The sequence below is a fragment of the Stenotrophomonas sp. YJH_SMC_82 genome, assembly GCF_059368875.1.
In genome coordinates this window covers 407,198-420,090 of sequence record NZ_JCAFSE010000001.1, presented here as the reverse complement: position 1 = coordinate 420,090, position 12,893 = coordinate 407,198, and the positions used below count along the sequence as shown (strand labels likewise).

Sequence of the window (12,893 nt, the reverse complement as noted above, 5' to 3'; positions counted from 1 at the left end):
GCATGGGCTCGGCTCTACAGTGTTCGTGCAGCCGATGTAGCGCCGAGCCCACGCTCGCCTGACTAGGCCGCCGCGCGCGCCTGCGGCATCGACTGCAAGCGGAACGCGCCCACGGCTTCTGCCAAGGCACGCACCTGCGCCTGCATCTGCGCCGTGGAGGCACCGGCCTCTTCCACCAGACTGGCGTTGCGCTGGGTGCTGGCTTCCATCTGCACGATGGTCTGGTTCACCTGAGCGATGCCCGCATGCTGGTCCTGCGACGCACTGCGGATACCTGCCAGCAGCTCGGCCAGCTGCTGCACGCTGCCGACGATCTCGCCCATCGTGGTGCCGGCCTGCGCGGCCTGCTGGTTGCCCTGGCCGACACGCGCCACCGAATCCTCGATCAGCCCCTTGATCTGCTTGGCCGCCTCGGCACTGCGCTGCGCCAGCAGGCGCACTTCGGCGGCCACCACGGCGAAGCTGCGGCCCTGCTCGCCGGCACGCGCAGCTTCCACCGCCGCATTGAGGGCAAGGATGTTGGTCTGGAAGGCGATGCCGTCGATCAACTGGGTGATGTCGCCGATCCGTCGCGAGGCTTCGCTGATGCCATGCATGGTCGCGACCACCTGGCCGACCGCCTCGCCACCCCGCTGGGCCACCGCCGCCGCGCCCTGCACCAGTGCATCGGCGCGGCCTGCGGCATCGGCGTTGCGGCCGACGGTATCGGTCAGCTCCTGCATCGACGCCGCGGTCTCTTCCAGGTTGGCGGCCTGCTGCTCGGTGCGCTGCGACAGATCGTGATGGCCGGCGACGATCTCGCCAACGCCGGTATCCAGGCTGGAGGTGGCCTGCTGGATGCGGGTGACGATGCGGCCCAGCTGCGCGACGGTGGCATTGGCATCGTCGCGCATGCGCGCGAACACGCCCTGCAGGTCCCCCTCCATGCGCACGCTGAGGTCGCCGCGGGCCAGCGCAGCCAGCAGTGCCTGCAGGTCACCAAGGTTGGTTTCAAAGGTGGCCAGCAGGCGATTGATGCTGGTCGACAAGCTGCGCACGAAGCCCTGCTTGCCCTCCAGCACGATACGGCCATGCAGGTCGCCGCGTGCTGCAGCATCGACCAGGGCAGCGACCTCGGTTTCCAGCAGCGTCTCCAGCGCACGACTGCGCCATTCCACCGCTACGCCGAGGAACTGCCCTTCGTCGATGATGGGGTTGGCAATCAGCTGGTAGCGCACGCCGGCATGGCCGATCTCGCGCTCCTCGCGCTGGCGCGCGCCGGCCAGGCTGGCCAGCGCCGGATGCAGGCCCACGGCATCGCTGCCCACCAGATCTTCGGCCTCGCGCTCGAGTTGCTGCAGCAGTGCCGGATTGACGTAGGCCACCCGGCCCTCGGCATCGATCACCATCAGCCCGGTCTGCGCACTGTCCAATGCCTGCCGCACACGGGTGTTGCCGCGCGCCACGGCACGCTCGGTCTCGATGCGCGCGCGCAGGCGCTGCTGCATGTCGACCAGGCGCTGCGCCAGCTGGCCGATTTCATCGTTGGCGTTGTAGACGCGCAGGGTGGTGTCGAGTCGGTCGTCGGCGATGTCGCTGGCGAAACGCAGGGTGTCCTGGATCGGCTGGCGCACCGCACGCAGCACCAGCACCAGGCTGGTGATCAACACACCGGCGACCAGCAGCAGGGTCACCGCGAACAGCACGCTCATGGTGCGTGCGCCAGCCTGCTGGCGCGCCTGTGCCTTGGCCAGCGCCGCCACCTGGGCCTGCTGGAAGGCGGCCAGCGCCGGCGCCACGCCGGCGGCGGTATCCAGCAGCGATTGCGCCTCTACATCCAGGCCCACGCGGGCGGCGGTATAGCCCAGCAATGCGGCCTGATAGGCCTCCATGCCGTTGCGAAGGGCATCCTGCGCATCGGTCGGCAGGCCCACCAGTGCGAGATCGAACGGCAGCTTTTCTTCGCTCGCACGGTCGGCATGGGTGGAGTCGCCATCGAGCAGCAGCAGTGCCTCCTGGCGGCGCATCTTCTGCAGGGACAACGCCAACGAAGGCCGCTGCAACGCATCCACCTGCGCCTGCAGGGCGTCGGCGGCCTGCTGCAATTGCGCGGCGAGGCCGGCATCGCCACGACCCATCTCATCGACGCGTTCGAACAGGGCGGCCACACCCTGCGAGAACGCGCCGGCGGCTTCGGTCAGTGCCCGCAGCGCCTCGCGCCGGCCGGGATCCATCGGCATCGCGCGCAGCGCCTGAAGATCGGCCTGGAGCGCCTTCTGCGTCGCCAGCAGCTGCGCGCGGTCGGCATCGTCGAAACTACGTGCATACTGGGTCTGCAGACGACGCGCCTCGGCCACCCGCGTGGCCACGCTCGCGGCCAGATCGCTGCCGTGCTGGTAGCTGGCCTGGCTGCGCGCCGCCTGCGTGCTGGCATGGCCGGTCCAGGCGTAGACGGCGGCGATCGCGATCAGGCCCAGCCCACAGACCCACAGGGTCGCCTTGAGCTTGCTGGCCACACTGAGCCGATGCGGCTGCAGCCACAGCAGCAGGCCGGGGGACGCCGAGCGCAGTGCGGCAAGCCGCATGCGCAGGGACCGGAGGTGGGGGACGACGGCCGACATGACAGGCTCCAGGCGGAAGGACGCACCTGTATCGGCGGGAAATGGCGCAACTTTAGGGCGCTCCTGGTTCACTCCCACCGATTGCTGGCGGACGCGGCCTTTGTACCCGGCACAGGCGACGGGGGGATGACACCCGCGCAATGCTTGACCTCAACCCCGGTTGGGAGAGCACAGTAGATCTCCCTCCCCCGCCCGGCGCGCGCATGACGACGCTCGATGTCCCCCGCTACCTGCAACGCCTGCAGCTGGATGCACCGCCACCGCTGACGCTGGCGGGCCTGACCCTGCTGCAGCAGCGCCACAACGCACTGCTGCCGTTCGAAACCCTCAGCTGCCTGCTGCGCGATGCAGTACCGATCGACCTGGACAGCGTGCAGCGCAAGCTGCTCGACGACCGTCGTGGCGGCTACTGCTTCGAACTCAACGGCGGCCTGCTGGCACTGCTGCAGGCGCTGGGCTTCGATGCACAGCCGTTGAGCGCGCGCGTGCTGCTGGCCGCCCAGGACGGCGAACTGACCGCACGCACCCACCTGCTGCTGCGTGTGCAGGTGGACGGCGATGACTGGCTGGTGGATGCCGGTTTCGGCAGCCTGACCCCGACCGTACCGCTGCGGCTGCATGATCCGCAGCCGCAGGCCACGCCCCACGAGCGCTTCCTGTTGCAGCGCCTGCCCGGCGAGGGGGATTTCGTGCTGTCCGCCGAGTCCGGCGATGGCTGGCGGGCGATGTATCGCTTCGACCTGCACGCGCCGGCACCGATCGACAACGTCGTGGGCAACTGGTACGTGTGCACCCATCCCGATTCCAGTTTCCCCGGCCAGCTGCGCGCATCCCTGACCGGGCCGGACTGGCGACGCACCATCGGCAGTGGCAACTACACCGAGTACCGTCCCGGCCAGGCACCGGACAAGCGTCCGCTGCGCGATGTGGGCGACGTGCGCGAGGTGTTGCAGCAGCGCTTCGGCATGCAGCTGCCGGACGACCCACGGCTGGACCCGGCGATCAACGACTGGCTGCAGCGCTCGCGCGCGGCCACGCTGTAGAGCCGGGCCGATGCTCGGATGAGCGTTGGCGGCTGGGTCAACAGCAGCCGAGCATGGGCTCGGCCCTACAGAATCACGCGCGCCTGCAGCGCAATGCGATTGCCTTCGCTGTCGGCGATCTCGGCCACGCGCCAGTCACCGGCATCGGCCGGGCCGAAGCGCAGCTCGGCCCCGGCCTGCAGCGCACGCTCGAGGCTGGCATCCAGGTCATCAACCCCGATGTAGATGCGCGCACCGTGGACGGAGGGCAGATAGTCGGCCCCCCGCACCAGCGCCATGCTGGCACCGGTGGCCTCATCGGCAAACGGCAGGTAGGCCATCCTGCAGTCGTGCAGCAGGATCGGTTCGTCCACCGCCACCTGCAGCCAGTGCTGGTAGAACGTGATGGCCCGGCCCAGGTCAGTGACCGGTATCTCGACGTGCAGGATGGGGTTCATGTCCGCAGGATAACCGGATGCTGACACTGCCTTGCAGGTCCGTACTGGCATGCTGGACCGCCCTTTCCCCGCGGAGTCCTGCATGTCCCTGGCCGATCATCGTGGTGCGCTGGCACCGCTGGGCTTCCTGCGCGTGGCCATCAACCTGGGCAATCCAGTACTGGCGCAGGGGGACGCGCGCTCACCGCGCGGGCCGTCACTGGAACTGGCCACGGCATTGGCGCAGCGCATGGGCGTGCAGGCACGCTTCACCTGCCACGACGCCGCGGCCGCGGTGGTCGCTGCAGCCAGCAAGGATGCCTGGGACCTGGCCTTCCTGGCCATCGATCCGGCGCGCGCCGACCGCATCGCCTTCAGCGCCCCCTATGTGGAGATCGAAGGCACCTACCTGGTGCGCGAGGACAGCCCTGCGCAGCAGGTGGCCGACCTGGACCGCGATGGCCTGCGCATCGCGGTCGGTCGTGGCGCCGCCTACGACCTGTTCCTCAGCCGCGAACTGCGCCACGCCATGATCGAGCGGGCCGAGACGTCGGCCGCTGCCATCACCCTGTTCGATCTGCAGCGCCTGGATGCCGCCGCCGGCGTGCGCCAGCCGCTGGCCGCCTGGGCGCAGGCGCATCCCGGCCACCGCGTGCTGGCCGACCGTTTCACCGTGATCCAGCAGGCGGTCGCGGCGCCGGCCTCGCGCCCGGCCGATGCATTGCAGGCGCTGTTCGAGGAAGTGGAGGCGATCAAGGCAGGCTCGTTGCTGGGCGAAGCCTTCGCCCGTGCCGGGCAGGCGGTTACGTTGGTACGGTGACTGCCGGACACACGCAGTCGAGCATGGCTCGACGCTATAAATGCGCGTCTGCCATGTGCCGGACGTGCTCGGCCGCCTGAGCGTGCAGCCAGTCGCGGAAGGCCAGGAAGCCGCGATGGCGGGCCGAGCGCTGCGGGTAGACCAGCCAATGCGGCCAGGCGGTTTTCAGTCGCAGGCTGGACAGCGCCACCAGTTGGCCCGAATCCAGCAGCAGGCGCGCCCGCGTCACCCGTCCCAGCGCTACGCCCACCCCGTCCAGCGCCGCACGGTGATGCGCCTCCGAATCATCCAGCACCGCCACGAAGCGCGGCGGCGGGTTCTGCCCACTCAGCGCGAACCAGGCGCCCCACGCGCCATCGGGATCCCCCAGCAGCGGCCACTGGTTCAGCGGCACGCGGTCGATCCCTCCCATGCGTTCGATCAGCGCCGGGCTGGCCATCGGCAGCAGCCACTCGTCGAACAGCGGCTCCACCACCAGGCCCGGCCACTGCCCGCTGCCCAGCCGCAGCGCGGCGTCGAACTGGCGCTGTCGCTCGAAGTCAATCAGGCGTTCACTCGACTGCAGGTTGATCTCGATCTGTGGATGCTCGGCAACGAAGTGCCCCAAGCGCGGCACCAGCCACGCCGACGCCATCGACGGTACCGCGCTGATCGTCAGCACGTGCTCGGCGCGTGCGGCATAGGGCTGGAAGGCCTCGTTGATCGCATCCAGATGCGGGCCGACCTGGTCGAGCAGGCGCTGCCCTTCCAGGGTGAGGGTGACGCCGCGTGGCTGGCGGACCAGCAGTGGCTGCCCCAGCCGCTCTTCCAGCTGGCGCATCTGATGGCTGAGCGCACTGACGGTCAGGCTCATCGACGCCGCTGCGCGTGACAGGTTGCCCAGCCGCGCGGCGGCCACGAAGCCCTGCAGGGCGTGAAGGGGCGGACGGGACATCAGGCTTGAATTCCTCTCAAGGCATGCTTGCGGAAATGTCGCTTTTTCCGCGTCCATGCTGCCCGTATCGTGCAATCCACTCAAGTGGAGGGACGCTCATGAACATCTACGGCAGCCTGTTGTTCCTGCAGGGCCACGTGGCCAACGCCGAACTGGCCCGGCAGCTGGCCTGCCCGTCCACCGGCTCCCCCACGGGTGCGCCGCAACCGGCCGCGCCGGTTCAGAAACCGCGTGGCCGTTGAACACGGCTCAACCTGCATACCAACGCTGGACGTGTTCAGGCAGCCATGGCATTGGGTCGATATCCAGCACCCGGCAACCGTCGAGGGTGTCACGCAGCACGCGCTCGCCGGGGCCACCGGGCATGCGCAGGCCATCCTCTTCCGGAAGCTGCACCGCCGCCCAGTCGTGCAGCCGGTCCATGCGCAGGCGCTGGGCGGCCTGCAGCCAAGCCTTGAGCTGGAAACAGCGATAGCCCTGTGCGCCCAACGCATCAACCGCGAGCGACAACGCCTGGTTGGCACCACGCACCCATTCGGTGCGACCTCCGGCCTTGTCCTGAACCGTCATCGGCGCCGGCGCGCGGTGCGCCTTGAACGGCGAACGCAGCTGCAGCTCCAGATCACGCGCATCGCGCTCGCTCTCCGCTTCCACCAGCGTACCGGCATCAAGGTCGAAGAACTCGAACCAGCGCCGGTGCAATGCGCTGATGCGCCCGAGCGGATCGCGTGAAAAGCCGATCTTCGCGTAGTCCTCCCACGCACAGGGGAAGACGTAGGCGAAGACACGACCGTCGATGCGGATATGCGACTGCATGTGCGCAGGCTGCCTCCACTGCAGCCCGGGCGCAACCGGGCGTTGCCGTGGGCGCCGCAGGGCTTTGGCAGTACGGCTTCATGCAGCCGCTTCGGACTATCCTTGCTGGCTGTCGCTGTCATCACCGCCACCATGCCTGCTCCTGCGCCTGCCCACCTGCCGGTCTCGTCCATCACCCTGGACGCGGCAACCTTCGCGGTGGTCCACCAGCACAACGCGGACATCGCGCGGCAACCGGCCTCGCTGACCAAGCTGATGACCGCCTACGCCGCTTACGGATGCGTCGAAGAGAACGGTGGCACGTGGGACCAGGCGGTCACCATCGCCGCCGAGGATGTGCATGCCGTAGCCGATGATGAAACACGCATGGGCCTGGTGCCCGGCGAAACGGTCACGCTGGCGCGCCTGCTGGAAGGGTTGATGATCGTCTCCGGCAATGATGCGGCGCTGGCCATCGCACGCCATCTGGACGGATCACAGCCTGCGTTCCTGGGCCGCATGAACTGGCACGCGCGCCAGCTTGGCCTGCGCAGCACGCGGTTCGCCAGCGTGTCCGGCATCACCACCCCGCACCATGCCTCCAGCGCGCGCGACATGGCGGTACTCGCCGCCTGCCTGCTGAATGACCATCCGCAGATCCTGGCAATCACCGCGCAGCGCACGTTCGCGCATGGCCGCTTCAGCCGCAGCAACCAGAACGCACTGCTTGGCGAAGACGGCGTGGATGGATTGAAGACCGGCTACACCCAGGCCGCAGGCTTCTGCCTGGCCGCCACTGCCTGCCGGGCTGTGCCCGGGCGGAACCTGCCGGTACGCCTGATCACCGTGGTGCTGGGCGCTGAAAGCCGCGACGCACGCGATGCCCTTGTGCGCGAGCGGCTGGCCGCCGGGTTTGCGGCACTGGACGACACCACCGCCGACGCCTGAGCGGATCAGCGTCGCTTGACCGTCGCCATGATCAAGCGCTGCAGCTCGGCCTCGGCGCCGACCTTGTCCAGCGCGCCTGCCGCCACGGCTTCGGACAGGGCTTCGGCCGCACCGAGAATCGCCCAGCGTCCAGCCAGGGGGACCGTGCCATCGGCCGCAAACGGGCCCAGCCAGGTGTCGCAGTTGTCGATGAAGTCCTGCTGGTAGCGCCGACGCACTTCATGGAGTTCCGGCGCGCCCACCAGCGCAGCGAGGATGCCCTGCACTTCACTGCCCTGGCTGAGGACGCAGTCGATGTAGCCGGAGGCGATGGCCGCCGCACGATCGGCCAGCTGCGCCCTGGCACGACCGATACGCTCGTGGAAGACCACCGTCTGCCGCCCGTCATAGTCATCGTAGAGCGCGGCCAGCAGTCCGTTGCGGGTCACGAAGTGATCATAGGCCACCGGTTTGGTCACACCGGCCGCCTCGGCCAGCCGCCCCAGCGTCAATGCGTCGGTGCCTTCTTCACCGATCAGCGCCCAGGCCACGTCCAGCAACTGGCGGGCGCGTTGCTCGCGGGTCAATCGGCGGCGCGTGGGAGCGGCTTTGGCAGGCATCGGTGGAGCACGGCGGTCAGCGCATCGGAGCACCGATTTTACGGCCGATCGCCAGCGCGGTCTGCAGATGCGCTTCGGCTGCACCGGAATCGGCGTCCAGCAGCAGGTCGGACGACAGCACGCGCGCGCCGCAGTAGTCGAAGATGCCCATGTCGATCTGGGTCTTCATCGCCGCACCGTAGCCGCGCCGTTCGATCATGTCCGCGCCAGCCCCGCCGATGCCGACCAGATGCACGCCCAACCGCTGCAGCTTTTTCTGCACCTTGCCATCGGCGCCGTCCTGGTAGGCCCAGCCCTGGGTGAACACACGATCGATCCAGCCCTTCAGCAGCGCGGGGAAGGACCACCAGTACAGGGGATAGACCAGTACCAGCGTGTCGGCAGCCTGCAGCCGCGCCTGCTCGGCGGCGACGTCAGCCGGAGTTGCGCCGGTGCCACGGAACAGCGCCTGGTCCTGCATGTTGAAGCGCGGATCGAAGCCTTCAGCCATCAGATCGGCGTGGGTCACGCTGTTGGCGGCATCCGACGCGGTGATGGCTTCGCCGATGCGCCTGGCGATGGCATGGGTCAACGCGCCGGGTTCAGGGTGGGCGGTAACGATGAGGGTGTGCATGGGGCATGTCCGGAGTTCACTAACTACCAATAGTAAGTAGTGGCGCCCGGGATACCAGCGCCATGCGTGGGACGCTGTTTCCGCATCACCGTATAGTGCGGCGGTTCCCACTGAGCTGCCCGACGATGCACCGGTATCTGCTTGCCCTTCTGCTGGCCCTGCCGATGGCAATGGACGTTACGCCCGCGCTGGCCGGTGAACTCAGTCCGGAAGACTCGGCCGCATTGCGCAAGGAGGTGCAGGCGATGATGGGCGCCTTCGCCCGTGGCGATACCGAGCTGATCATCGCGCGTACCCATCCCAGCCTGAAGCAGCTGGCCGGTGGCGACGAGGCCTATGCGCGGGCGACCCGCGACACCGTGAAGGCGCTGCGCAAGGCCGGCGTCAGCATCATCAGCGACGAGGCAGGCGTGCCGGGCCGCACCTATGCGGCCGGTGACGAGGAAGTCTGCTTCGTACCGCGCCAGTCACTGCTGCGCGTGCGCGAAGCGCCGATGCGCAGCACGTCATTCATGGTTGCTGTGCGACGCGTCGGTACAACGCAATGGCGCTATCTGGACGGCGCGGCGATGCTGGACAACCCGGCACTGCTGCGGCAACTGCTGCCGGCGCTGGAGCCGGGCGTGACGCTGCCCAGGGGCGGGATGGAAGCGCTGTAGTCGCAGGCGCGCGTCCATCCACGCCCGGGCTCGATCCATTGCAGGCCTGGGCGTGTGTCAGCGGAACAGCGCGTTCAACGCCGTGCCCGAAGCCGCCTGCTGCAGGCCATCGAAGCGGCCGTCCTGCATGATCGGCTCGATGGCCTGCATCAGCCCACCCCACGCGGCTCGCGCCAGCGCACCGCCCAGGCTGACCCGTCGCACGCCGAGTGCGGCGATGTCCTGCAGGCTCAGCGGTGTCGGTCCACCGACCAGCAGGTTCACCGGCTTCGCCCCCGCAGCGGCAACCACCGCGCTGATCTGTTCGGGCGTGCTGATGCCCGGTGCATACAGCACATCGGCGCCGGCCTCGGCATAGGCGCGCAGGCGCTGCAGGGTGTCCTGCAGATCCGGCACGCCAACGAAGAAATTCTCGGCCCGCGCGACCAGCAGCACATCGCCCCCCGCGCGGTCGATGGCCGCACGTGCCGCACACAGTCGCTCGACCGCCTGCCCGATCGGCCGCAGCGGCGCATCGGCCACGCCGCTGGCGTCCTCGATCGACAGCGCCGCAATACCGGTGTCGATGGCCGCCGCCACCGCCTCGCCCACTGCCTGTGGCGTGGCGCCGAAGCCATCACCGAAATCGGCGTTCAACGGCAGCGGTGTCGCGGCCGCCATCAGCCGCAGATGTTCCAGTGTGGCCTGCAGCGAAACCGCCCCATCCGGCCGCCCTTCACTCCAGGCGCAGCCGGCACTGGTCGTGGCCAGTGCCTGGAAGCCCTGCCGCTGCAGGTAGCGGGCGCTGCCCACGTCCCACGGATTGGGCAGCACGAAACAACCGCGCGCATGCAGCTGGCGGAAACGCGCGCGCTTGCGCTGGGTGTCGGCATCAAGCGGGGTCATGGCGGGTTCCCGGGCGGCGGACCTGCACCCTAGCCCACGCTGCGGCGGCACTCAATCACGGCGTGGGCCAGCGTGCATGAGGTGATGCCGGCTGCTTATTGGACACCACCGTGCACGCTGCCCGAGCGTGCTTGCCTGCCACACAGTGCCCCACGGAGCCCCAGATGCACCCGGACCCGCAGACCCTGATCGATGCCGGCGACGATGACGCCCATTGGGCCGACCTGCTTTCACCCGCGCGCCGTCGCCTGATCGCGTCGGCCGGGCTGGCCGCTGGCGGCCTGGCCAGCGCGTCGGCTGCCACCGCAGCCGCGCGCAGCGACAACGCCGTGAACACCACCGAACCCGGGCGACCCGGCTTCCGCGCCATCGTTCCGCCGGCGCCCGAGGGCCGCAGCCCTTGGGGCCAGGCCACGGCCAGCGAGCCTACCCCGCGGCCGGCCAGCGTGCGCCCCGGCGAGGCCACGCTGCCCACCCGGCCACGTGCCTACACCGCCATCAAGAGCTACCACGCCCACATCTACTTCGACGAGGACAGCTTCGAGAAGGCCGCGCTGCTGCGGCGCTGGGCCGCCGAGCGCTTCCCTGTGGAGCTGGGCAACTGGAACCTTGAGCCACGCGGGCCGCACGTCACCCCGTCGTTCTATTTCGGCTTCACCAACGACCTGCTGCCGGTGCTGGTGCCCTGGCTGCAGCTCAACAGCCTGGGCCTGACCATCCTGATCCACCCCAATACCGGCGATGGCCGCGCTGACCATCTGCATTACGCGTTGTGGGTGAACCGCGCGCAGCCGGTCAATGCCTACAACTGGCCGGCGCCGAAGCCCGGGCAGCCGGAACCGCTGGAAGAGGTGTTCCCGAACGTGGTGCCGACGGTGCCGCTGGAGATCTGAGCGGCCGGGTGTCGGAGAGCTCCATGTTGGGGCGCAGTGTGCTGCCCACCGAACCCCGTCCTCCCCGCATGGCGTGGATGCCGGCATCGTCGGCCTACGTGCACGCATCCCCGTCCAGCACCACGTTCAGCGCGCCTTGATCCAGCGCCCGCCATACGGCCGCAAGCGCTCCGGCAGATTTCAAACATACGATTGAAACGCTGCAAACTTCGCCGAACTGGACAGCATCCGCCGGTTCCGCCAGACTGCCGCCCTTTCCCGTCTTCCGGATCCCATGGCGAAGCTGCTGGTCCTGCACGGCCCCAACCTCAACCTGCTCGGCACCCGCGAGCCGGAGGTCTACGGCCACACCACGCTGGCCGACATCGACCAGGCCCTGGCTGCCCAGGCATCGGCCGCCGGACACACCGTGGAACGGCTGCAGTCCAACGCCGAGCATGTGCTGGTGGACCGCGTGCAGGCTGCGCGCAGCGACGGAACCGCTTTCATCCTGATCAACCCCGCCGCCTTCACCCACACCTCGGTCGCCCTGCGCGATGCGCTGGCGGCGGTGGCGGTGCCGTTCATCGAGATCCACCTGTCCAACCCGCATACCCGTGAGCCGTTCCGCCAGCACAGCTACTTCAGTGACAAGGCAGTGGGCGTGGTATGCGGTTTCGGTGCCGACAGCTACCGCTACGCGATGGACGCGGCGCTGCTGCGCGTGCAGGCGGCCAGCGCGTGAAGATGCCGCCGCGCGTGCTTGCCGGCATCCTGCTGTGGGCCGGTCTGTGCGGCGCCAGTGTCGCTGCCGAGCGCGCGGCCGCGGGCATCGACTGCGCACAGGCAAGCGGCGGCTACGAGCGCGACATGTGCGATTCCGATCGCCTGGATGATGCCGACAGCGCATTGAACGCCGTCTACGCGCAGGCGCGTGGCGAACTGAAGGCGCAGGCAACCGATGGCAGCTGCAGCCGCTGCGCGGCGGCCGAACAGCAGCTGGTGAAGGCCCAGCGCATCTGGATCACCTTGCGCGATGCAGATTGCGAGGCGGTGTATGCCTTCAATGCAGACGGCACCTCGCGCAACCCCGCGAAGATGCAATGCCTGATCACCCAGACGCGCGACCGTACGCGGCAGCTGCGCGAGTTCTACGAACTGCTTTGAACCGAGTGCAACCGCACTCTCCACCACACTGACATCACGAGCAAAGAGGCCACCATGGATCTCCGCAAAATCAAGAAGCTGATCGACCTGCTGGAAGAGTCGAACCTGGCTGAAATCGAAATCAAGGAAGGCGAAGAGTCGGTGCGCCTGTCGCGCGCCCCGGTGGCCGGCTATGCCGCCCCGGTCGCCGCGCCGGTGTATGCCGCTCCGGCCGCCCCGGCGCCGCAGGCGATGCCGATGCAGTCGCCGACCGAAGCCTCCACCGGCGGCAGCGCCAAGCCGGGCCCGGCACTGCCGGAAGGCCACGTGCTGCGCTCGCCGATGGTCGGCACCTTCTACGCCTCGTCCGCCCCGGACAAGCCGGCCTTCGTCACCGTGGGCCAGCAGGTCAAGGAAGGCGAAACCCTGGCCATCATCGAAGCGATGAAGATGTTCAACCCGATCGAAGCCGACACCTCCGGCACCATCGTTGCCATCCTCGGCGAGAACGGCCAGCCGGTGGAATTCGACCAGCCGCTGTTCGTGATCGGCTGAGGGGCGCG

At 68.7% G+C, this 12,893-nt stretch carries 16 protein-coding genes; 9 read left to right on the top strand and 7 right to left on the bottom strand.

What is annotated here, in order from left to right; genetic code table 11:
- Nucleotides 1–62: 62 nt before the first annotated feature.
- On the bottom strand, nt 63–2,600 hold the full coding sequence (locus AC5P53_RS01920) for a methyl-accepting chemotaxis protein (protein ID WP_241887572.1): 2,538 nt from the start codon (nt 2,598–2,600) through the stop codon (nt 63–65).
- A 203-nt stretch (nt 2,601–2,803) separates the two neighbouring features.
- Between AC5P53_RS01920 and AC5P53_RS01915 the strand changes: the two genes are divergently transcribed.
- Nucleotides 2,804–3,643 (top strand): arylamine N-acetyltransferase family protein, encoded by an 840-nt coding sequence (locus AC5P53_RS01915; RefSeq protein ID WP_241887571.1) that lies wholly within the window; start codon nt 2,804–2,806, stop codon nt 3,641–3,643.
- Between the two features lie 65 nt (nt 3,644–3,708).
- Here the strand turns inward: AC5P53_RS01915 and AC5P53_RS01910 are convergent, their stop codons facing one another.
- Entirely contained in the window at nt 3,709–4,080 is a 372-nt protein-coding gene (locus tag AC5P53_RS01910) for a VOC family protein (protein WP_032959087.1), read from the bottom strand.
- A gap of 82 nt (nt 4,081–4,162) precedes the next feature.
- Here AC5P53_RS01910 and AC5P53_RS01905 point away from each other — a divergent pair, with 82 nt between their 5' ends.
- Nucleotides 4,163–4,879: a transporter substrate-binding domain-containing protein gene (locus AC5P53_RS01905; RefSeq protein ID WP_014648602.1), complete on the top strand. Its 717-nt coding sequence runs from the start codon at nt 4,163–4,165 to the stop codon at nt 4,877–4,879.
- 34 nt (nt 4,880–4,913) lie between these two features.
- Here AC5P53_RS01905 and AC5P53_RS01900 read toward each other — a convergent pair whose 3' ends face one another.
- On the bottom strand, nt 4,914–5,813 hold the full coding sequence (locus AC5P53_RS01900) for a LysR substrate-binding domain-containing protein (RefSeq protein WP_032959086.1): 900 nt from the start codon (nt 5,811–5,813) through the stop codon (nt 4,914–4,916).
- Between the two features lie 98 nt (nt 5,814–5,911).
- Here AC5P53_RS01900 and AC5P53_RS01895 point away from each other — a divergent pair, with 98 nt between their 5' ends.
- On the top strand, nt 5,912–6,055 hold the full coding sequence (locus AC5P53_RS01895; RefSeq protein WP_162838509.1) for a hypothetical protein: 144 nt from the start codon (nt 5,912–5,914) through the stop codon (nt 6,053–6,055).
- Between the two features lie 7 nt (nt 6,056–6,062).
- On the opposite strand, the gene AC5P53_RS01890 is transcribed toward AC5P53_RS01895, so the two are convergent.
- Nucleotides 6,063–6,629 (bottom strand): GIY-YIG nuclease family protein, encoded by a 567-nt coding sequence (locus AC5P53_RS01890; protein WP_014648604.1) that lies wholly within the window; start codon nt 6,627–6,629, stop codon nt 6,063–6,065.
- 132 nt (nt 6,630–6,761) lie between these two features.
- Between AC5P53_RS01890 and AC5P53_RS01885 the strand changes: the two genes are divergently transcribed.
- The gene (locus AC5P53_RS01885; RefSeq protein WP_164077594.1) at nt 6,762–7,556 is read left to right on the top strand and encodes a serine hydrolase; all 795 of its coding nucleotides are present in this window, start codon (nt 6,762–6,764) and stop codon (nt 7,554–7,556) included.
- Between the two features lie 5 nt (nt 7,557–7,561).
- On the opposite strand, the gene AC5P53_RS01880 is transcribed toward AC5P53_RS01885, so the two are convergent.
- Complete coding sequence (locus AC5P53_RS01880) at nt 7,562–8,155, bottom strand: TetR/AcrR family transcriptional regulator (protein WP_241887570.1); 594 nt, start codon at nt 8,153–8,155, stop codon at nt 7,562–7,564.
- Nucleotides 8,156–8,171: 16 nt separating this feature from the next.
- Nucleotides 8,172–8,768 carry an NAD(P)H-dependent oxidoreductase gene (locus tag AC5P53_RS01875; protein WP_049407909.1) on the bottom strand — a complete coding sequence of 199 codons (597 nt, stop codon included), beginning with the start codon at nt 8,766–8,768 and terminating at the stop codon, nt 8,172–8,174.
- Nucleotides 8,769–8,893: 125 nt separating this feature from the next.
- Between AC5P53_RS01875 and AC5P53_RS01870 the strand changes: the two genes are divergently transcribed.
- Nucleotides 8,894–9,427 carry a hypothetical protein gene (locus AC5P53_RS01870; RefSeq protein WP_241887569.1) on the top strand — a complete coding sequence of 178 codons (534 nt, stop codon included), beginning with the start codon at nt 8,894–8,896 and terminating at the stop codon, nt 9,425–9,427.
- 57 nt (nt 9,428–9,484) lie between these two features.
- On the opposite strand, the gene AC5P53_RS01865 is transcribed toward AC5P53_RS01870, so the two are convergent.
- Complete coding sequence (locus AC5P53_RS01865; protein WP_495227069.1) at nt 9,485–10,312, bottom strand: isocitrate lyase/PEP mutase family protein; 828 nt, start codon at nt 10,310–10,312, stop codon at nt 9,485–9,487.
- A 164-nt stretch (nt 10,313–10,476) separates the two neighbouring features.
- Here AC5P53_RS01865 and AC5P53_RS01860 point away from each other — a divergent pair, with 164 nt between their 5' ends.
- From AC5P53_RS01860 to accB, 4 genes are all read left to right on the top strand, one after another.
- Nucleotides 10,477–11,205, top strand: a complete 729-nt coding sequence (locus AC5P53_RS01860; RefSeq protein WP_014648610.1) for a DOPA 4,5-dioxygenase family protein — start codon at nt 10,477–10,479, stop codon at nt 11,203–11,205.
- 274 nt (nt 11,206–11,479) lie between these two features.
- Nucleotides 11,480–11,929, top strand: coding sequence for a type II 3-dehydroquinate dehydratase (gene aroQ, locus AC5P53_RS01855; protein WP_032959080.1), 450 nt, complete (start codon nt 11,480–11,482; stop codon nt 11,927–11,929).
- Nucleotides 11,926–12,351: a lysozyme inhibitor LprI family protein gene (locus tag AC5P53_RS01850; protein ID WP_032959079.1), complete on the top strand. Its 426-nt coding sequence runs from the start codon at nt 11,926–11,928 to the stop codon at nt 12,349–12,351. Before aroQ ends, AC5P53_RS01850 begins: the two co-directional genes overlap by 4 nt.
- 54 nt (nt 12,352–12,405) lie before the next feature.
- Entirely contained in the window at nt 12,406–12,885 is a 480-nt protein-coding gene (accB, locus tag AC5P53_RS01845; RefSeq protein WP_005419696.1) for an acetyl-CoA carboxylase biotin carboxyl carrier protein, read from the top strand.
- The last annotated feature ends 8 nt before the right edge of the window (nt 12,886–12,893 follow it).

Coding starts and splice junctions, on each gene's coding strand:
- AC5P53_RS01920 (WP_241887572.1), bottom strand. CDS start 2,600: ATGTCGGCCGTCGTCCCCCACCTCCGGTCCCTGCGCATGCGGCTTGCC.
- AC5P53_RS01915 (WP_241887571.1), top strand. CDS start 2,804: ATGACGACGCTCGATGTCCCCCGCTACCTGCAACGCCTGCAGCTGGAT.
- AC5P53_RS01910 (WP_032959087.1), bottom strand. CDS start 4,080: ATGAACCCCATCCTGCACGTCGAGATACCGGTCACTGACCTGGGCCGG.
- AC5P53_RS01905 (WP_014648602.1), top strand. CDS start 4,163: ATGTCCCTGGCCGATCATCGTGGTGCGCTGGCACCGCTGGGCTTCCTG.
- AC5P53_RS01900 (WP_032959086.1), bottom strand. CDS start 5,813: ATGTCCCGTCCGCCCCTTCACGCCCTGCAGGGCTTCGTGGCCGCCGCG.
- AC5P53_RS01895 (WP_162838509.1), top strand. CDS start 5,912: ATGAACATCTACGGCAGCCTGTTGTTCCTGCAGGGCCACGTGGCCAAC.
- AC5P53_RS01890 (WP_014648604.1), bottom strand. CDS start 6,629: ATGCAGTCGCATATCCGCATCGACGGTCGTGTCTTCGCCTACGTCTTC.
- AC5P53_RS01885 (WP_164077594.1), top strand. CDS start 6,762: ATGCCTGCTCCTGCGCCTGCCCACCTGCCGGTCTCGTCCATCACCCTG.
- AC5P53_RS01880 (WP_241887570.1), bottom strand. CDS start 8,155: ATGCCTGCCAAAGCCGCTCCCACGCGCCGCCGATTGACCCGCGAGCAA.
- AC5P53_RS01875 (WP_049407909.1), bottom strand. CDS start 8,768: ATGCACACCCTCATCGTTACCGCCCACCCTGAACCCGGCGCGTTGACC.
- AC5P53_RS01870 (WP_241887569.1), top strand. CDS start 8,894: ATGCACCGGTATCTGCTTGCCCTTCTGCTGGCCCTGCCGATGGCAATG.
- AC5P53_RS01865 (WP_495227069.1), bottom strand. CDS start 10,312: ATGACCCCGCTTGATGCCGACACCCAGCGCAAGCGCGCGCGTTTCCGC.
- AC5P53_RS01860 (WP_014648610.1), top strand. CDS start 10,477: ATGCACCCGGACCCGCAGACCCTGATCGATGCCGGCGACGATGACGCC.
- aroQ (WP_032959080.1), top strand. CDS start 11,480: ATGGCGAAGCTGCTGGTCCTGCACGGCCCCAACCTCAACCTGCTCGGC.
- accB (WP_005419696.1), top strand. CDS start 12,406: ATGGATCTCCGCAAAATCAAGAAGCTGATCGACCTGCTGGAAGAGTCG.